The following is a 20,550-nucleotide window of genomic DNA, read 5'->3' as shown; positions in this document are numbered from 1 at the left end:
GCCTCCTATTCCATAACCCGGGGAACCTTAAAGCACCCGGCTTCGCTTTCCGGCGCATTGGCCAAGGCTTCTTCATTGCTCAGACAGGACTTGATTTCGTCCTCCCGAAACACATTCTGGACGGCCAACACATGTTCAGTGGCTTTAATTTGGGAGGTGTCGAGTCCGCTGAGGGTTTCGGCATAATCCAGCACGGCTCCCAGTTGGTCGGCCAGAGCGGTCACTTCATCCTCGGAAAATTCCAAACGGGCAAGATTGGCCACGTAGGTGACATCTTCTCGTGTTAAACTCATAGTTCTTATCCTTTCTTTGCTGCTGACTTTCGATCTTATTCTTTTGGTCACTGTTTACGCACTTTATTTACTATAAATGCACTGATTTGCTATGTTAACAGCCAAAGCTGTCAGTCTGATTCTAAAAATCACCCTTCATTATAGATCAAACCCACCACCTGTGACAAGAGCTAAAAACGCATCTTCATCAATTATTGTAATTCCCAACTCCTGTGCTTTGGTGTATTTTGACCCGGATTTTTCTCCGGATAGAAGAAAGTCGGTTTTTTTGCTGACGCTGCCAGCGACCTTGCCACCGTTTGCTTCGATCAGGGCTTTGGCCTCCCGGCGGTCGAGGGTGGGCAGGGTGCCGGTGAGTACAAAGGTCTTGCCAACCAGGGTCTGGGACTCCTGACCGGTTTCCTGAACCATATTGATTCCCGCCGCTGAAAGCCCGCTGATAATTTCAAGATTGGTGGGGGTCTGAAAAAAATCGACGATTTCGGCAGCCATTTTTTCACCGATCTCAAAAATCGCTTTGAGATCGTCTGCCTGGGCCAGGATCAAACTGTCCATTGTCTTAAAATGCTCTGCCAGAATTTTCGCCCCTCTGGCACCCACCAGGGGAATCCCCAACCCAAAAATCAGTCGTGACAGGTCGCGTTTTTTAGAGGCTTCAATCCCGGCCAGAAGATTGTCAACTGATTTTTCACCCAGCTTTTCCAGGGTGACCAGCTGCGCTCTCTTGTGATCGAGATGATAGATATCGACCGGGTTACTCACCAGCTGCTCGTCCATCAACAATCGCAGCACCCCCGGCCCCAATCCTTCGATATTCATCGCATCCCGGGAGGTAAAATGCACCAGTTTGCGAAACACCTGGGCCGGACACGCCATGTTCAGGCATCGGGTCACCGCTTCTCCGTCAATTCGGAAGGTCGGTTCGTCACATACCGGACAGCGTTTTGGCATTTGAAAAACCACCTCGTTGCCCGATCGCTTTTCAAACACCACATGATCCACTTCCGGAATTACATCACCGGCTTTCTGGATCACCACATGATCGCCAATGCGAATATCTTTATTACGGATATTGTCTTCATTATGGAGGGTGGCCCGGGCAATCACCGACCCGGCCAGTGATACCGGTCTAAGTTCAGCCACCGGGGTCAGGGCGCCGGTACGGCCAACCTGAACGGTGATGGCATCAACGGTGGTAAGTGCCTGATCCGGGGCAAATTTATAGGCAATCGCCCAACGGGGGCTCTTTGAAGTGTTACCCAACTGCTCCCGATAGGTTAATTGATCCACTTTTATCACCAAACCATCAATCTCAAAGGGTAACTCCCGTCGTTCCACTTCCATCTCGCTACAATAGTCAATAATCGCTTCGATATCGCTAAAGGTTTTAACCGCACTGGTTTTAAAACCCAGCTTTTTTAAATAGTTCAACGTCTCCTGATGCGTTTTGGGTTCAAACCCTGCCGCCGCTTCCAGATTAAAGATAAAAATATCCAGCGGCCGGGAAGCTGTTAGCCTGGGATCCAGTTGCCGCAATGAACCGGCGGCGGCATTTCTGGGGTTGGCGAAAGGGCTTTCCGCTTCAGCCAGGCGCCGCTGATTCAGCTTTTCAAAATCAGCCTTGCCCATAAACACCTCACCCCGGACTTCCAGGGTTCTCGGTTCCAAAAGACGCAGCGGAACCGACCGGATCGTTTTGAGGTTAGTAGTGACATTCTCTCCTTCCACCCCATCGCCCCGGGTGGCCCCCTGGACAAACAGACCCTTTTCATAATTGAGCACAACCGTTAACCCATCAAACTTGTATTCCACCACATAGGTGGCTTCGGGACAGGTTTGCCGCACCCGGCGGTCGAAATCCCGGAGATCTGCCGCATCAAAGGCATTGCTGAGACTCAGCTTGGGACGACTATAAACCACCTTCTCGAAGCCCTCAGAAGGACTGCCACCAACCCGCTGGGTCGGGGAATCCGGCGTAATCAACTCTGGGTTTTGGGTTTCTAAGTCAATCAGTTCCTTAATCAGCTGATCATAGTCGTAGTCTGAAATCAGGGGGGCATCATCAAGATAGTAGGCCCGGTTATGAGCTTCAATTTCTTTCTTTAAGTCTTCAATTCGGGTTTTACTCATACGCATTTCCTATCCTTAACTGCTTATTAACTATGCTTTTTCCACAAAGGTCGGATCCATTTTTTTGATCCCGACCCCCGGAAAGGCCACCGAAATCATGTTGCTTTTTACCTCAACCACAGTGCCAATGCCAAATTTTTTATGCTTAACCTTATCGGTCAGTCCAAAATTATTTTCTGAGGGGCTGTTGTTCAGGTTAACGGCATTGGCATTATTTCTGCGGATCGCCACCTTCGACTGGGTCACCCGTTCGGAAAAGGTCTTATTTTTCTTCATTTCAATGTCAATCTCCGGCTTGCGCTCGTAACGCTGTTTATTCTCCACACACACCGCATCCGGCATTTCTTTTAAAAACCGGGACGGGGTTTGCAATTGACGGCGACCATAGAGGGTTCTTTCGGCGGCCCAGGAAATATAGAGCCGTTTCATGGCCCGGGTAATACCCACATAACAGATGCGCCGTTCTTCTTCAATATCCTCCGGGGAATCCATCGCTCGACCATGGGGAAAAATCCCCTCTTCGAGGCCGGGGATAAAGACAATCGGAAATTCCAGACCCTTGGCGTTATGCAAAGTCATCAGCAACACCTTGCCCTGATCGCCATCGTATTTATCGGTTTCTGACGATAAGGCCACCGTTTCCAGATAGGCGCTGAGGCTTTGGTCATCACTGTTTTTCTCAAAGTCGGTGGCTGAGGAGACCAGTTCCTGAAGATTTTCCAGTCGACTTTCACCCTTATCCATTTTTCCGGTTTCCAGCATTTCCAGATAACCGGTTTTTTCAATCACTGCTGCGATCAGCTCACTTAAGCTGGCCGTCTCCTGGATCGCTGCCAGTTCTTTCATCAGTTCACTGAAGGCCCGAACCTTATTTTTGACACTGGGGCTCAGCTCTGGAATTTCTTCAACGTGATGGAAGGCCTGCATCAGGCTGAAGCTTTTAAAATTGGCATATTCGGCAATCTTTTCAATGGTTGCCGAACCGATCCCCCGCTTCGGCACATTGACAATCCGCATAAAGCCCATATTGTCTTTGGGATTGCTAAGGACATTTAAATAAGCAATAATGTCCTTGATTTCGGTTCGGGAGTAGAATCCGGTTCCGCCGATTAGCTGATAGGGTAGACCGGCCCGCATCAGGGCTTCTTCAAACAGCCGGGACTGGGCATTGGTTCGATAAAGGATGGCAAAATCGCCATAGATACCCTGGCCTTTATTGATCGTGTCATTAATCTCATCCACAATAAACCGGGCTTCATCATAACCCTGGTTAAAAGAGGCAATCATAATTTTTTCATCGCCGTCATTATTGGTCCACAGCGCCTTTTCCTTGCGACCGGTGTTTCTGGCGATGACACTGTTGGCACAATCCAGGATGGTTTGGGTGGAGCGGTAGTTTTCTTCCAGTTTAACTACCCGGGCACTGGCATAGTCTTTTTCAAAGTCCAGAATATTATTGATATCTGCGCCCCGCCAGCCATAAATACTCTGGTCATCATCGCCGCAGACGCAAATATTTTTATATTTGGCGGCCAGCATATTGACCAACTCGTATTGGCTGTGATTGGTATCCTGATATTCATCAACCATGATGTATTTAAAGCGATTCTGGTATTGTTCCAGAATTTCGGGAAAGCCTTTAAATAATACCAGGGTATTGTAGATCAGATCATCAAAGTCCATCGCATTGTTGGCTTTGAGGCTTTCCTGGTAGCGTTTATAATAAACAGCAACCTTTTCTTTTCTGAAATCTCCAGAATTTTCTTTCAAATAGGCGTCAGGACTGACAAAATTATTCTTGGCAGTGGAGATTTCACCACTTAAAAACTGATTGGTAAAATATTTGTCGTTGAGACCCAACTCTTTAATCAGGCTCTTGTACAATCGTTTCTGATCGTCCATATCATAAATAACAAAATTATCATCATAACCCAGCCATTGGGCATGACTTCGCATGATCCGGGCGCACATGGCATGGAAGGTCGACATCCAGATCCGTTTACTGTCCTCGATATTCATTTTGGCAATTCGTTCCCGCATTTCACCGGCGGCTTTATTGGTAAAGGTGATGGCCAGAATCTGCGAAGGCCATGCCTGTCCGGTTTCAATAATATGGGCAATGCGATGGATAATGGTTCGTGTTTTTCCCGATCCGGCCCCGGCCAGTATTAATAGCGGCCCATCGATGGTTTCTGCTGCTTCTCTCTGTCGAGCGTTTAACCCGTCTAATAAACTCATGTATTCTCCTAAATATTTATTTCACCGGTAGGTAAGAAAGCTCTGCTGCCTTGATTGGGCCTTAACAAGTTTTCCAACTACCGCATTTGTTTCCTTATTAAAATTTCTTTTCCCCATAATAGATGCTAAGTAAGACCTTATCCATTTGTGCAGCATCCATCTTCACGGGATTTCGCTGAGTGGAGCCCAGCAGTGAATTTTTTAATAACTCCTCGTAGTGGGCTTTAAAGTGTTCTTCCGGGATTCCCGCGGCCTGAAACGAATCAGGGATACCAAAGCTTTGATTTAGCGCTTTGATTTCGTCAATGATGTTTTTGCCGATTAACCGGGATAACTTCTCCAGATCCTCAGCTACCTGGAGATCCCGCTGATTATATTCCAACACAAAGGGCAGGGCAATTGCATTGAGGAGCCCGTGACTGGTTCCAAAACGGCCCCCAAAGGCATGGGCAATCCCATGATCCATTCCCAATCCGGCATTCTGAAAAGCAAACCCGGCCAGACAGGAAAAATTATGGACATGCTGGCGGCTTTCGATGTCCCCATTTTCAAAAGACGGACGCAGGTGCCCAAGCAGCCCCTCCACCGCCCCTCTGGCCATGATTTTGGTAAAGTCATCGGCATTCTTATTAATATAGGCTTCCAGACCATGGGTCAGGGCATCCATCCCGGATTCCACCATCACACCGTTCGGCATTGACAGTGCCAGCTCCCCATCCAGAATCGCCAGATCGGGAATAAAGGCCTTGGTCTTTAGCCCGATTTTGATATTCTCTTCCGGGAAGGTAATCACCGCTGCCCGGGTGACTTCCGAGGCCGTCCCCGAGGTCGTGGGGATGGCGACCAGTTTAATCCGCTCCCGTTTTTCCGGTACCTGGCCATTTTTGATTGCCTCAATCGTTAATCCCGGGTATTCGCACATCAGCGTCATCACCTTGGCCGCATCCATAACCGATCCGCCACCAATGGCAATGACCACATCCGGATCGAAATCTTTCATCTTAATCAAGCCAGCTTCCACATCAGAAACACTAGGATTCGCTCCGATCCCACTCAGGATATCATAAGCCTTAGCGCTCTCTTTTAAAAGGCCTTCGGCCCGTTTGATTGTTCCATTTCTGAACAAGGCAGACTTTCCGGTTACTAAAAAGAACCGCTGTCCATCGATCTTTTTTATGGCATCCAGTGTTCCTGGCCCGGTGATAATCTCATCGCCGCAAAATTTTAAACTGCTCATTTTTTCTCTACCCCCTTATCAAAATTCAAAATAATCCTGGTTCCTTTTTTTTCTTCACTTTCGATTATCATGCCAGCATGGTGCTCGTCCACAATCCAATTGGCAATCGATAGCCCCAGACCGGTGCCCCCCTCCGTTCGGGAACGGGCTTTGTCGACCCGATAAAACCGTTGGGTTACTTTGCTGATCTCGTCTTTGGGAATCCCGATCCCCTGATCAATAACTTCCACCGCAACGCCCTGGAGGGTCTGCTTTCCGATGATCCGAATAATGGTATTTTCACCGCTGTATTTGATGGCATTATCCAACAAAATCACCAGCAACTGGGTAATCTGTTTTTCATCCCCGGTGATAATCAGATCATCCTCCAGCTTATTGATCAAAGCAATTCCCTTTTTCCCGGCTATGGGCGCCATTTTTTCGCAAACCACCTTGATTGCATAAGTTAAATCCACCGGCTCCTGCTGTACCACCATGTCCCCGGAATCGGCCCGGGCCAGAAACATCAAATCTTCAACGATGTGCTGCATCCACTGGATTTCATCATAGGCGTTATTGATCCAGGTCAGCTGGCTTTCCACACTTTCATCGGTGCTGGCCTTAACCACTTCCAGATTTGTCTGAATCACCGCAATTGGGGTCCGCAGCTCATGGGAAGCATCCGCTAAAAATTCCTGCTGTCGTTCAACACTCTTTTTTATCGGAATCAGGGATCGGCCAGACAAAAAATAACCACCTAAAAAGGATAGTGATGCCCCAATCAGGATTGTAAATCCCACCATTTCCTGAGCATTTCCCAATAGCGACCGTTCCGAGGCCATATTTTTCATCGCTTGGACAATTTTTAATTCGCCATTTTTATTGACTACCGCATAGGTGCAAATTTTATAGTCTTTGTCACCCTGTTTATAATTGCTGATCAGATATTTTTCTTTGTTACCAGCAAAATAATGTTTCGATATCTCCACCAGTTTGGCCTCTTCAAGCGGCAGCGAATAGGACTGATCCAGAACGCCAAACTGTTGGTCAAAAATTACATAAGCGATATTATTCTGGACGAGACTGCGGGTATATTCAAAATAACCCTGCTTTTCTTCCTCGGTAACTGCTTCTCCTGCTTCCTGCCGTTCCAGATATTCAATTTCATTGGCCAGTTGGGAACAATATATTTTAAGATTGTTATTGACATTTGTCTCCACATCCATACTCAAAACGACATACAGAAAAATGGAAATAAATAATAGGAGTCCGATCAGGACTCCTGTATTCATCAGGGTAAGGTTGATCCGAAGCTTGTTAAGACTTAACATTCTCCTTCTCCTTTAAAACATAACCCAAGCCCCGAATGGTTTTGATATAAGCCTTAGAGTTATCCAGCTTTTTTCGCAGATAGTGGACATAAATCTCCACACTGTTTTCCATCGCCATGCTCTCAATTCCCCAGATTCGGTCCAGAATCTGCTCTTTGGAGATGGTCATGCCGGGATTTCGGATAAACATTTCCAGTAATTGGGCTTCCTTGGCAGTGAGTCGGTTTAAGACTTCATCGACATACAGTTCCCCGGAATTAATGTTCAGCGAAATATTTGAAAAGTGGATCACATTGTCCTGATAAACCTCCCAGGGTCGTCGGCCCAAAGCCCTTACCCGGGCAATTAACTCTTCCGTAACGAAGGGTTTAACCAGGTAATCATCGGCGCCCATATTCAGTCCATTCACCTTATCCTTGGTATCATCTTTAGCGGTCAATAAAAGAATCGGAACATTTTTGCCCGCCTCCCGGATCGAACGCAAAATTTCCAGACCGGTCATTCCCGGCAGCATAATATCCAGAATAATCACATCATAGACATCGTTCTCGCTGAGCAGCTTCCCTTCAATCCCATCATTGACAACATCAACCAGGATTTTGTTTTTCTCAAATATCTTTCCTAATGCCGCCGCCAGAGGTTTTTCATCCTCAACTAAAAGAACTCGCATGATTTTTCTCCTTATAGATTGCTCTCGTTCTTCTTCTCCGGAAACACCTCTTCCAACAGTTCGTCCATCGGCAAAATATCCCCAGCTAACTGGGGTTCTTCAATAACCCGGCGACATTCCAGGAAAATCCGTACGGCCCCCTCATAGTTCTCCAGAAAATTATCCGCTTGCAGGATCTCCCGATCCATCAGATGGTAGATAAACAATCCCATAAAATAAACCTTATCCGGCTCGATATTTTTAAGATTTGCGTATTTAAAAAAGGCTGACAGGGCATTATCATCCTTATCCAGAATTTCTCCAGCGATTCGCACCCACTCTTGAGACAATGTCTCGGTAACAGCCTCCTTGAAGGCCACCCAAAGGATTGCCCGGGCCACTGAATCTTCAACAATATTGAGTGAACTTTGAACAGCTTCCGCCCCCCGGTTAAAGGCTTCGATGATTTTGGGAGCATAGGTAATCTGGCCCAGGGTATAATTTTTTCTCAGACCGGCATCCGTATCAATAAGCTTATTGAGTAGAATATCATCCTTTTTCAGCTCGTTTTGAATGACATACCACTCATCATAGATGCAGTAGGGAAGAAATCCAAAATCATTGAAAATATGGTTGATAATCCGCTGCACTTGCAGATACTTCTCCCGTTTGCGCTGTACTTCTTTCTGTTTTTTAAGAAAGGTCTCCATCTGATAATAGAGGTTATGGCGTTCAAAAAAACGTTCCATCTGGGTGATGGTTTCCGGTTCGTCGCTGTAAAAGATCAGTTCATCCAGTTCACGCTGTTCTTCCCCGAGACTGCGGCCATTGTTCATAATCAGTTGCAAATATTGCTTATTTTCATAAGTCACCCGGTTACAGGGATGATAGAGGGGATTGGGGAAGGTTTCCGTGTAAATGAAAAACACCTGCCGGCTACGTCGGAAATAAATAATATAACCCTTGGTAGTGAAAAACCCCCAGCCTTTGTCACTTGGTTTATTGCCGTGTTTGATATTAAAGCCTTCGGCATACAGACAGTTCTTCAACAGATAGGTGACAATCTTTTCGTTATTGTCGATCCCCATATTTCGCAGGTTCTGTCGATAGTAAGCCCATAGCAACTCAATGGCGGTACCTTTAGGATCAAACAGCGCTTCCATCGAGAACATTTTTTGACTTTTTAGATTTTTGACGATACACAAAAGCAAACAATCCAAATGGATTGCCTCAATGAATTCGCCGGGTTTTATTTTCTCCAGATCCTCTACAACCCGGTCATTAAAATACTCCAGACTGTCTTTTTTCAGCTTATCCTGAAGTTTACTGGTCTTCTGGTTAAAACGATCAATGGCATTGGCCACAGAAAACAATACACTTTCGGAAACAAGAGTCAAAACAACCTTTTTCTTCCGATCCCAGGGATAGAAAACATTTTTGAGAATCACTTCATTGATAATTTCCGAAGATTGCACCTGATAATCCACCAATAAATCACTGGGGATCGAAATATAGATCAGCTTGGGGTTGTCAAGCGTATCAATGATCAGACCCCGACGGCTTAAAAAGACGTTTGCCTTGATCAGTTCTTCCTCAACACCGCAATTGACTTCCACTTCTTCTAAAAATTGCTCGTTCTGAATCATGTAGGCAATAAAATTTCGGGTGGTGTCCAAACCCTGCTCTTTTAAATTGGCTTCAAAGCCATAAAGCAACAATATGTGGACGATCCGGACAATGTCCCGTTGCCGATCAACGCCCCGGCTTTCTTTGGCTCGAATAAAAGTTTGATTGAGGGGCGAGTCTAATTGATAATAGTCTGGTGCCACCGAAAAGAGTGCTTCAACTGCCAGTAAGATCAGCAGATCTGCCTCGACAGAAACCAATCCATTTTTTTGAACATCCTTGTTTTTTTTAAGGTTGTTCATCATCCATTGATACATGTCATCCAGTTTTTCAATGCCCTTTTTCAAAACATTATTGCAATCACTACAAAGGCCTTCATACTTTATGTTTAACTTTTCATTTTCTATCTTATAACTTCTATCAAAAAAACCGATTGTTTTCCCACACTTATTACACGGCGTTTTCATTTTCTACAATCCTTCCCTGTCGTCCTGCTATCTTTTCTCTATATTCACAAATTTCACTTGTTTTTTAACAAGCTTCACCCATTATACGAATATCACTGAATATAGTTTACCATAAAACCGTGGTTTTTACTCAAAAAAAATAAAAGAGCAAGCTAATTTAAGATTGCTCTTTTATCGATTTAATTTGACTGTTTAAACCATTTCGATTGATTCAATGGTTCCGCCTCCAAGACAGATATTATCCTGGTATAAAACCACAACCTGTCCCGGGGTTACCGCTTTTTGAGGTTGATCAAATTTAACGTAGATCCGATCCGGAGCTACCCGAACCATTACGTCCTGGTCAGCCTGGCGATAGCGGAATTTAGCCGTGCATTTAAACTCTTTGGCAGGCGGATAGCCCCCCACCCAATTCATTTCGGTAGCTTCCAGCGACTTTGAATACAGGGCCGTATGGCTTTCTCCCTGGACGACCACCAATTCGTTCCGCTCCAGATCTTTACTGACTACAAACCATGGTTCACCACTTCCTTCGCCGCCAATTCCCAGACCTTTTCGTTGACCCAGGGTATAATACATAAGCCCCTGATGCGTCCCCTTCACATTGCCAGCCAGATCCACGATTTGGCCTGGCTGAGCGGGCAGGTACTGACTAAGAAACTGGGTGAAATTGCGTTCACCAATAAAGCAGATGCCGGTGGAATCTTTTTTTCTGGCCGTAGCCAGATTATTTTTTTCGGCGATATGCCGTACTTCTTCTTTTGAAAGATGTCCAATCGGAAACATCACATCAGCCAGCTCTTTTTGTCCCAGTTGGCAAAGAAAGTAGGTTTGATCCTTGTTATGATCAAAAGCTCTTTTTAACCGGTACTGTTCATTGACAAAATCAATTTGCGAATAGTGACCGGTGGCCAGGTAATCACCGCCAACAACCTTCAGCGCATAATCCAAAAAGCGTTTGAATTTTATTTCTCGGTTACAGAGAACATCCGGATTGGGCGTTCTCCCTTTTTTATACTCTTCCAGAAAATAAGAAAAAACAGAGTCGTAATATTCTTTGGCAAAATTCACTGTATAGTAGGGAATGTCAATGGCATCACACACCCGTCGCACATCATCATAATCTTCTGTGGCCGTACATACTCCCGATTCATCCTGTTCTTCCCAATTTTTCATGAAGACCCCGATGACCTCGTAACCACGTTCTTTTAACAATAATGCTGCAACCGATGAATCAACCCCGCCTGACATGCCCACAACGATTTTCATTTATGTTTTCCCCCTCCGTTTTTTCTACCGAATTCACGCTTTATTCTACTGGATTATTTCTTTTGCCATTTTTTTGGCTAATTCATTTAAATCTGCGACATCCTGTTCGTCTGGGGTGCCCTTAATCATCAAGATTTCATCAAGGGTATCCACCTTGGCATGCTCAATAAATTCATTAAAGCTTTTATCGGCACCACCGCTCCAGCTGTAATCGGCAAAAAAACCGACTTTGTGATTATCAACTCTAATTTCGCCCAATTTATAAAGCAGATTGGCCATTTTGGGGAAAATCTGTCCGTAATAAGATGGGGCACCTAAAAACAGACCTTTATATTTCCAGATATCCGAAACGATAAAAGAAATATCGGTTTTAGCCACATCATAGAGCTTCACCTCTTTGACCCCTTCATTCTTTAAGGCAATCGCTAAAGTCTCTGCCGCCTTCTGGGTACAGCCATACATCGAACCATAGGCGATGACAACCCCAGGATCAGTTTCTTTGGCGCTCATTTTTATGTACATATCCAAAATATGTTTAGGATTATCCCGCCAGATCAATCCATGTGAAGGACAGATCGTGTTGATTTCAATGCCACCCAGCTTATTGAGTGCTTTTAAGGCCTGTCCAGCCACCTTGCCCACAATACAGGCATAGTAACGACGGGTTGGCTCTTCAAACGCGTCCAGATCATTTTCTCCGTCAAAAATACTGCCGACTGGCGCCTTAAAGCTACCAAAGACATCCATGGAAAAGAGCACCTTATCCGTGACATCGTAAGTAACCATCGATTCCGGCCAATGAACCATCGGTGTCATGAAAAACTGAAGGGTGTGTTTTCCCAGACAAAGGGTATCACCTTCACCAACCTCGTGAAGGTTTTTCGTTATTTTATAAAAATTGTTCATAATCGGGAAGGTTTTTTTATTCCCAACGATGACCATCTCCGGATACTCAGCCAACAGATCAGTAATCCCACTGGAATGATCCGGCTCCATATGATTAACAATCAGGTAATCTACCTTTTTATCGCCAATCAGGGATTTGATTTTTTTTATGTATTCATCAGCTTTGATGGTTTTTACCGTATCGATAATGGCGACTTTTTCATCGTTGATCACGAAAGCATTATAGGAAACCCCTTCCTGATCAATTGGCCAAAGCCCCTCGAAAAGTGTTGTTTGATAATCATTCACACCGACCCAAAAAATATCGTCTTTAATTTTTACTGCATTCATTTTATTCCCCACTTTCCTGATGTTCTCTCGAAATTAAATATAACCTTAAATAGAAAATATTTCAAGAGAAAAAAACAGATAAACCGGAATGGATCTAGAGAATAAGCCAAAATTAAGCTCGGCCGATATGAATGAACACGTGGCAAAAAATAAAAAAGAGATGTATGCACACCTCTTTTTCAAGAAAATTAAGAAAGGAAATTAAAACGTTTTCACACCATGAACTTATTATAACCGATTACATTTTAAAAATCCAGTGCTTTTTTAATTTTTTTATGCATTATTTTAATTTTTTTTTCATTTACTGCCTTCGTTGCTTAACAAAAACTTAGAAAAATTTTTACCCTCCATTCTCATTACAGTTTTTTTGAAGCTGTGCTATAATGAATTCGATCAAGCATTTATCTGAAGTGAAAGGAGCTGGTTAAATGACTGAAACACGAGATTCCGTCTCTTCAACTGATTCACAATGGACCGAAAAAGAAATCAAAGAAGAGTTGCGTCGTTTATTTCTGGGGGGCGATGACTGGAGTAAGGAAGCTTGCATGGGATACTTTTTAAAAACCTGCCAACGCACCAATCTGGATATCAAAACGACCCAAACCCTGGCGATCACCCTTTATCATCTGTTCGATGAATTGACCGTCAGCGACGCAAAAAAATTCTATTACAACGAATGTCACGCCATTTTATCCGGGCGCAATCATATTTAATTAGTACATTGTTTAAAGGGCTTTCTCCTGCTTACAGAGAAAGCCCTTTTTTGATACTGTTAATAACAAGTCCAACATGAACCATATTCGAACAACTTTGAGGTTTTTCAAGCTTTTTTGCCATATTTAAATATTTTAACACGTTTTACCTACATACTGGAATACGCCGAATATATATCAAATACTGGCAACATAATGGCAGCCAGAATGAACAGCACCAATCCTCCGAACACCAGCAGAATAAGCGGCTCCAATGATGTATGAAGGAGCTGAATTCGTGATCGAACCTCATCAGCATAAATGCGGTTCAAGGTATCCAGCACTTCCGGCAAAGACCCTGATGCTTCCCCGGTGGCCACCAATTGACAAAAAAGTCTGGGGAAAACATCGCTTTCGGCCATTCCCTGGCTCAAACTTACGCCATTCGTTACCTTATTGCGCAGTTGACTCAGCTCTGTTTTAATGTATCGATTATCCGCTACACCTTCCAATCGCGATAATGCTACCAGCAAATCAATTCCACTTTCCAGAAACATACCCAGGATTGTCGCCATCCGGGCCAGACAGACTTTATGATTCAAGACTCCCACAAGCGGTATTCTTATCTTTAAACGATCCCTAAGCTTTGCCACCATATCAATTTCGCAAAAGAACGCAAAACCGCCTGCCAGCCCCATCAGACTTAATAGAATGATTGGCCACCGGGCACTTAAACTGTGACTCAGTCCCATCAAAAACCGGGTTGGACCTGGCAGTTCGGCATTCATTACTGTAAACATATCCGCAAAGGTTGGCAGTACCATGGTGATCAGAAAGATCAGCACCAATACAAATACCATACTCAGAACCATTGGATAGAAAAGCGTCTGTTGGAGCTGTCGCCGATTTTTTTCTTCCGTGTCGTAATGCTCTGCCATTTTTAACAGGATCTCATTAAGATGTCCACTCGTTTCTCCTGCTTCCACCATAAAAATAAATAACGACGGAAATGACTTGGGAAAGGCGACCATCGCCTGGGAGAGGTTTTCTCCTGATTGAATGCGTTGGCGGACTCCAAAAATGTCCCGAGAAAAGCCGGGATTTGGAGTCTCACCACCAATGAGTTCCAAACATGTCAAAATTGGAATTCCGGCATTTAACATGATATGAAACTGTCGGCAGAAACGGCTAAAGTCACTGCCGGTTACTGAGCGAACCCGAATATTGAACTCTTTATTAAATAACTCGTCCCATTTCTTTTTTTCTCTGATTTCCAGTACAATCAGATTTTGAGCCTGAAGAACCTGGGCTGCCTCCCGCCGGTTTGAACCGGTTACCGTTCCACTGACGTCCGCACCCTGCCTATCCTTTGCTTTATAAAAATACCATTTTTCCATCGCTCCACCCTAACGATGCCACGCATTTTCGAATGATAAAATCTCCAACCCCTGGTTGATGGATGTATTTCCCAACAGGAGATGGCGCTTTAGGGATTCTTCAATGGGCTGAAGCCCTTCTTCAATGGCTACTTTACGAATTGTATCATAGTCCGCTCCTTGACCAATTACTTCCCGGATTCTTCTGGTGATTTTCAACACTTCCTGAACCGCTATGCGCCCCTGATAGCCGGTACCATGACAAAGCGAACAGCCCACTGGATAGAAAAGCGCAACATCCTGATCCGTAATGCCCAGTAGCTTTTTTTCTGCCTCACCTGCCAGCGCTTTTTTCCGGCAGTTTGGACATAGACGCTTGATCAATTTTTGGGAAATTACCCCTCGGAGCGCTGCCGACAACAGGTAAAGGGGAATCTTCATATCCATCAACCGATTGATGGACGCAATGGCATTATTAGTGTGGATAGTCGATAATACCAAATGCCCGGTAATCGCCGCCCGAATAGCCGTTTCTGCGGTGTCTTCATCACGAATTTCACCAACCATAATCACATTGGGATCCTGTCTCAGAATCGCCCGCAGGCCATTGGCAAAGTTCAGGCCGATTTTTTCGTTCACCTGAATCTGGTTGATTTCGTCCATCTGGAACTCCACCGGGTCTTCGATGGTAATAATATTCTGTGTTCGGGGATCCATCCCATTTAGCAGACTGTACAGTGTGGTTGACTTTCCGCTTCCGGTGGGTCCACAAACCAGAATCATGCCATGGGGGGCTTCCAATAATTCCTTTAATAAACGTTTTTGTTCACTGGAAAAACCCAGATCATCAACTGAAACAAGAAAATTCTTTTGATCCAGCAGCCGCAGAACAATTTTCTCCCCGTGAATGGTCGGAATAATCGATAGCCGCACATCGATTTGCCGATGTTCATATGTGGTAGTGAAAGCACCATCCTGAGGCTGACGTTGCTCGGCAATATCGCAACCAGCCATTATTTTCAGCCGGGTAATTACACCCTTCCAGGTTTCTTTGCTAAGTAGCCCAACCGGTATTAAGACGCCGTCAATTCGAAAACGCACCTGAATTTTCTGAGGAAAGACTTCCATATGAATATCACTGGCACCTCGGGAAACACCTTCATCGATCAGATCATTAACTAAGGTGACGACAGTGGGTTCCGGGGCCGTTTCTTTATTTCCCCCCGCATTCATTAAATCCATGTTGTCCCGATAAACATGCGTTTGATGATAGTATTTGCCAATCAAACCCAGGATGCAATCCCGGGTGGCGACTAATAGTTTGAGCCGTTTATCAGCGATTCGTTTCACCTGGCGCAGGATTTCCTCATCGGTAGGATCGGCCATCAAAACCGTCAGCTGATCTTCATGCTCTTGATTCAGTGGAAAAACCATATATTTTTTAGCCTGTTCTTTTGAAAAGAATTTTATTGCCCGGAGCTCCAATCGATCTTTTTGTGGATTATATAACTCAAATCCCCATTCATTGTGAAAAATAGTCACTAAACGCTCCTGGGCAACTATCCGATCCTTAATCAATATATCTAAAACTGAATTCCCGGATCGCTCTGCTTCATCAATTCGTTCAGCTATGTTTTTTCGGGTAATTATCTGGTTTCTGAGAAGCATTTCCAAAACCAATTTATTTTCCTTCATTTCGCCTCCTCATGTCAGAGCTTATTCGTTCATCTCAATACTTGCAGTATAGCTGATTTGCCCATAAATATCCATACAAATCAACCATAGCCGGAATTTTTACCGTTGTTTCACTAAATTGATAGCACCTGCACCGCTTATTGTTCCTGATTTAACCTTATATTGCAAATCACTGGCCGATTCTATATAATGAGAGACAATGCATCGCTGCAAACATATTAATCTTAGGAGTCCCACTATGAACATCGTAATCGCCGGAGCTGGCAAAGTTGGTGAAGTTCTGTGCCGTGATCTGGCCAGTGAAAACCATAATATTATGTTGATTGAGCCAAATGAATCCCGGCTGGATCAGTTTATTAATCTCTATGATATCAGCGGTATTCACGGTAATGGCGCCATGTTTGATATTCAAACCGAAGCCGGTGTCGATACCTGTGACGTTTTTATAGCGGTCACTCGTAACGATGAAACCAACCTCATCGCTGCCATCACTGCCCGAAAGCTGGGGGCAAAATTTACCATTGCCCGGGTTCGCGATCCGGAGTATTCCAAACAAATGAGCTTTCTGCGAGAAAGTCTGGGGATCACCCTGATTATCAACCCCGAACTGGAAGCAGCCCAGGAAATTGCCCGAACCCTGATCTTTCCATCCGCCTTGCACGTCGAATCCTTTGAACATGGCCGGGTCAACATGATTGAGGTCGTCTTGCAAAAAGACACTGCTCCTGTGGGCGTCAAACTTAAAGACCATCATGGCCGTTTTGGCGAGGTGGTCATCTGCATCGTCATCCGGAATGATCGGGTGATGATTCCCGATGGTGAAACAATTCTGCGGGCCGGGGACCATGTGATGGTAACCGGCAGTCCCGGTGAAGTTCGCACTTTTAGCAAACTCTGCCAACCCAATCTGGTCAAGATCAACTCTGCGGTCATCATCGGTGGCGGTAAACTGACTGACTATCTCTTAGCCCGACTGGTAAAAATGCGATTGAAGCTAAAAGTTATCGAAATTGATACTGACAATGCTGATCGACTAGCCATCAAATATCCCCAAACTGAAATTATTTTTGGCGATGGCACCAAACAGTCATTTTTAAATGAAGAACATTTTTCCGACTATGATGCCGTTATCCCCTTGACTGGCGTTGATGAAGAGAATATTCTGATTGCTATTTATGCCTACCGCTCAGGGGTCAAGAAAACCATAACCAAGGTTAATCGCACCGACTTGCTAAAAGTTCTGGATAATGTCGGGCTGCAGTCCATCATTACCCCCCAGCGGCTGATTGCCAACCACATTATCCGCTTCATCCGTTCCATTGAGAACTCCCAGGGTTCCAATGTCAGCGCCTTCTATCGGCTGTTGGATGGCCGGGTGGAGGTATTACAGTTTAAGGTCAAAGGCACCTGCTGTGAGGTGGATATCCCCCTTGTCAACCTGAAAACAAAGCCGGGGCTGTTGATTGCCTGTATTGTCCGTGATGGTAAAATCATCTATCCCAACGGTACCATCCGGATTTTACCCAATGATGACGTCATCGTTGTGACTACCAAGCATAAAAACTTTCAGGATATTGATGATATCTTTGAAAAGAACCGAGGCCTGTAATGAATCACAAAATGGTCAGTTACATCCTCGGTCGGATTTTATTTATCACGGGCATTCTGATGCTCCCCGCTCTGATTGTGGCACTGATTTACCGGGAGGGCTGGCCAGGCTTGTGGCCTTTTCTGCTCAGCATCGGCATTACCTGTGCCTTTGGCCTGCTGATTAGTCTCAAAAAACCGATTCGAAGTGATTTTTTTGCCCGGGAAGGTCTGGTGGTGGTGGCCTTATCCTGGTTGGCTTTATCTTTTTTCGGGAGCTTGCCTTTTATCTTCAGCGGTACCATCCCCTATCCCATCGATGCTTTTTTTGAAACCGCCAGTGGTTTTTCAACCACCGGTGCCAGCATCTTAACCGATGTCGAAGCCCTACCCCACTCATTGTTATGGTGGCGCAGCTTTACCCACCTGATTGGTGGAATGGGGGTACTGGTTCTGGCCCTGGCAGTGATGCCTAAAATTGAGTCTGGTGATGTATTTATCATGCGGGCCGAGGTTCCCGGCCCCACCTTTGGGAAAGTCCGAACTAAACTGCGAAGTTCGGCCCGGATTCTCTATGTCATCTATCTGTGTATGACTGGTATCCTGGTAATTTTACTGACCTTGGGCGGGATGCCGCTCTTCGACAGTTTTATTCACGCATTTGGCGCCGCTGGTACCGGCGGTTTCAGCGATAAGACCCTGTCGGTTGGTTATTATAACAGCGCTTATATCGATTATGTGCTGGCTGTCAGCATGATTCTTTTCGGTGTTAACTTTAATCTCTATTATGCCCTGTTCTTTATGCGTTCTAAAAACATTTTTAAAAACGAAGAACTGCGCTGGTATCTTGGTTTTATTGCAGTTGGGTTTGCGCTGATTTGCATTAATGTTAGCCCGCTTTACAGCTCGATGCCACTACTGGTTCGTGATGTCTTCTTTACGGTTTCCACCATCATTACAACCACTGGCTACGCCACCGCCAATTTTGACAATTGGCCGGTATTTTCCCAGGTCATCCTGATTTTTCTGATGTTTATCGGTGGTATGGCCGGTTCCACCGCTGGTGGTATCAAGGTTAGCCGAATTGGCATCTATATTAAAACCACGATCCAGGAAATCCGGGTTAATGTTAGCCCCAACCGTCGACTGCCGATTCTTTTTGAGGGCAAACCAATCAGTGCCCTGCTCAGCCGCCAGACCAGTGTTTATCTGATTACCTATGCCTTTATGTTTGTGATTTTTCTGATGATCACCGCTTTATCAGCCCCTAATTTTCTTACTGCCTTTAGTGCCGTTGCAGCCACCTTTAACAATATCGGTCCCGGTCTGGATATGGTCGGCCCGATGGGAAACTATGCTGGCTTTAATAATCTGACCAAATTCACCCTGAGTCTGGCCATGATCATGGGCCGTCTGGAATTATTCCCGATTCTGGTTCTGCTTAGTCCCCGCACCTGGCGCCGGGGGTAGCTCGCTACAAATTCAAATAAAAAAACCTGAAACCAATTGTGGCTTCAGGTTTTTTGTTGCCTGCTACATATCGAATTTCTTGTGGATATGAACCATTGCTTCTTTGCCCCGCTCCTTGTCAATCAGACAGGAAATTTTGATTTCCGAAGTGCTGATGGTCTGGATGTTGATGCCCAGTTCAAACAGTGCTTCAAAAAACTTGGAGGCAATTTCGGCATTGGCGACGATGCCGGTGCCGATCACGGAAAGTTTGGCAACGCCCTGATCGTATTCGACTTTTTGGGCATTGACCTCAAAGGCAAATTTCTGGGCCACCGAAACGGCTTCCTGAAGCTCATCCACATCGATGGTAAAGGAAATATCGTTAACCGCTGTCCGGTTGACATTCTGCACAATCATATCCACATGAATATTAGCTTTTGCCAGGGCAGAAAACAGTCTAAAGGCAATCCCCGGTTGGTCCGGCACTTCAAAGATTGATATTTTTGCGATATTTTCATCAAGAGATACCCCTCGAACTAATACTTTTTCCATAATAACTTCCTCCTTAATAATGGTTCCTTCGTTATGATTATAGCTTGATCGTACCACCAGCGGCACCTTGAATTTTTCGGCCATTTCGACCGACCGGGGATGCAATACCTTGGCCCCGGTACTGGCCATTTCCAACACCTCTTCATAGGAGATTTCATCAATTTTCGAGGCCTCTTCAACGATCCGGGGATCGGCAGTATAGACCCCATCAACATCGGTATAGATTTCACACAGCTCGGCTTTTAATGCCGCTGCCACCGCCACCGCCGAAGTGTCGGAACCGCCACGGCCCAGGGTGGTAATATCCTTGTTTTCGTTGATCCCCTGAAAACCGGCGACGATGACAATCTTACCGGCGGCCAGTTCCTTTTCAATCCGATGGGTGTGAATATCATTAATCCGGGCCCGTTTGTGAACATTGGATGTCACGATTCCGCACTGAGCACCGGTTAAGCTGACCACATCGTGGCCCGTCGCCTGAATCGCCATCGCCAGCAGCGATATCGAAACCTGCTCACCGGTAGCCAGCAGCATATCCATTTCCCGGCTGGGGGGATGATCATTGATTTTTTTTGCCAATTCGATCAGGTCATCAGTGGTATCGCCCATGGCTGAGACCACCACCACTACCTTTTTTCCTTTTTCCTTGGTCTCAATAATCCGACTTGCTACGCGCTTTATTCTTTCAACATTGGCGACACTGGAGCCACCATATTTCTGTACGATTAGATCTTGCATTTA

General features: G+C 45.2%; 15 protein-coding genes. 3 read left to right on the top strand and 12 right to left on the bottom strand.

The annotated features are described in order from the left end of the window. Positions 1-5: 5 nt before the first annotated feature. From gatC to B3F51_RS12860, 9 genes are all read right to left on the bottom strand, one after another. Entirely contained in the window at positions 6-293 is a 288-nt protein-coding gene (gene gatC, locus B3F51_RS12900; RefSeq protein WP_286947483.1) for an Asp-tRNA(Asn)/Glu-tRNA(Gln) amidotransferase subunit GatC, read from the bottom strand. A gap of 138 nt (positions 294-431) precedes the next feature. After that, positions 432-2,423, bottom strand: a complete 1,992-nt coding sequence (ligA, locus tag B3F51_RS12895; RefSeq protein ID WP_414632378.1) for an NAD-dependent DNA ligase LigA — start codon at positions 2,421-2,423, stop codon at positions 432-434. Between the two features lie 30 nt (positions 2,424-2,453). Beyond that, positions 2,454-4,661: a DNA helicase PcrA gene (gene pcrA, locus B3F51_RS12890; RefSeq protein WP_070371558.1), complete on the bottom strand. Its 2,208-nt coding sequence runs from the start codon at positions 4,659-4,661 to the stop codon at positions 2,454-2,456. A gap of 97 nt (positions 4,662-4,758) precedes the next feature. Continuing rightward, positions 4,759-5,898 (bottom strand): iron-containing alcohol dehydrogenase, encoded by a 1,140-nt coding sequence (locus B3F51_RS12885; protein ID WP_286947479.1) that lies wholly within the window; start codon positions 5,896-5,898, stop codon positions 4,759-4,761. Beyond that, the gene (locus B3F51_RS12880) at positions 5,895-7,208 is read right to left on the bottom strand and encodes a sensor histidine kinase (protein WP_070371560.1); all 1,314 of its coding nucleotides are present in this window, start codon (positions 7,206-7,208) and stop codon (positions 5,895-5,897) included. Before B3F51_RS12880 ends, B3F51_RS12885 begins: the two co-directional genes overlap by 4 nt. Continuing rightward, the gene (locus tag B3F51_RS12875; protein ID WP_070371561.1) at positions 7,195-7,878 is read right to left on the bottom strand and encodes a response regulator transcription factor; all 684 of its coding nucleotides are present in this window, start codon (positions 7,876-7,878) and stop codon (positions 7,195-7,197) included. Before B3F51_RS12875 ends, B3F51_RS12880 begins: the two co-directional genes overlap by 14 nt. A gap of 11 nt (positions 7,879-7,889) precedes the next feature. Then, positions 7,890-9,950: a hypothetical protein gene (locus B3F51_RS12870; protein WP_286947477.1), complete on the bottom strand. Its 2,061-nt coding sequence runs from the start codon at positions 9,948-9,950 to the stop codon at positions 7,890-7,892. A gap of 192 nt (positions 9,951-10,142) precedes the next feature. After that, on the bottom strand, positions 10,143-11,219 hold the full coding sequence (gene mnmA / locus B3F51_RS12865; protein WP_070371563.1) for a tRNA 2-thiouridine(34) synthase MnmA: 1,077 nt from the start codon (positions 11,217-11,219) through the stop codon (positions 10,143-10,145). Between the two features lie 45 nt (positions 11,220-11,264). Further along, positions 11,265-12,455, bottom strand: coding sequence for an FprA family A-type flavoprotein (locus B3F51_RS12860; RefSeq protein WP_070371564.1), 1,191 nt, complete (start codon positions 12,453-12,455; stop codon positions 11,265-11,267). A gap of 428 nt (positions 12,456-12,883) precedes the next feature. On the opposite strand from B3F51_RS12860, the gene B3F51_RS12855 reads away from it, so the two are divergent. After that, positions 12,884-13,168, top strand: a complete 285-nt coding sequence (locus B3F51_RS12855; RefSeq protein ID WP_070371565.1) for a hypothetical protein — start codon at positions 12,884-12,886, stop codon at positions 13,166-13,168. A gap of 149 nt (positions 13,169-13,317) precedes the next feature. Here B3F51_RS12855 and B3F51_RS12850 read toward each other — a convergent pair whose 3' ends face one another. Further along, complete coding sequence (locus B3F51_RS12850) at positions 13,318-14,544, bottom strand: type II secretion system F family protein (protein WP_286947476.1); 1,227 nt, start codon at positions 14,542-14,544, stop codon at positions 13,318-13,320. Between the two features lie 9 nt (positions 14,545-14,553). Continuing rightward, complete coding sequence (locus tag B3F51_RS12845) at positions 14,554-16,218, bottom strand: GspE/PulE family protein (protein WP_286947475.1); 1,665 nt, start codon at positions 16,216-16,218, stop codon at positions 14,554-14,556. Positions 16,219-16,456: 238 nt separating this feature from the next. On the opposite strand from B3F51_RS12845, the gene trkA reads away from it, so the two are divergent. Beyond that, a complete protein-coding gene (trkA, locus tag B3F51_RS12840; protein ID WP_286947473.1) occupies positions 16,457-17,827 on the top strand; it encodes a Trk system potassium transporter TrkA in 1,371 nt (456 codons plus the stop codon). Next, complete coding sequence (locus tag B3F51_RS12835) at positions 17,827-19,275, top strand: TrkH family potassium uptake protein (RefSeq protein ID WP_070371569.1); 1,449 nt, start codon at positions 17,827-17,829, stop codon at positions 19,273-19,275. The genes trkA and B3F51_RS12835 overlap by 1 nt, the downstream gene beginning before the upstream one ends. A 63-nt stretch (positions 19,276-19,338) precedes the next feature. Here B3F51_RS12835 and B3F51_RS12830 read toward each other — a convergent pair whose 3' ends face one another. Continuing rightward, positions 19,339-20,547 (bottom strand): aspartate kinase, encoded by a 1,209-nt coding sequence (locus B3F51_RS12830; RefSeq protein ID WP_148636942.1) that lies wholly within the window; start codon positions 20,545-20,547, stop codon positions 19,339-19,341. Positions 20,548-20,550: the final 3 nt, after the last annotated feature.

The sequence above is a fragment of the Acetobacterium sp. UBA5834 genome (assembly GCF_002435675.1).
Lineage (GTDB): Bacteria > Bacillota > Clostridia > Eubacteriales > Eubacteriaceae > Acetobacterium > Acetobacterium wieringae.
Note: the sequence above shows the minus strand (reverse complement) of the source record. Positions and strands in the feature narration are given on the sequence as shown.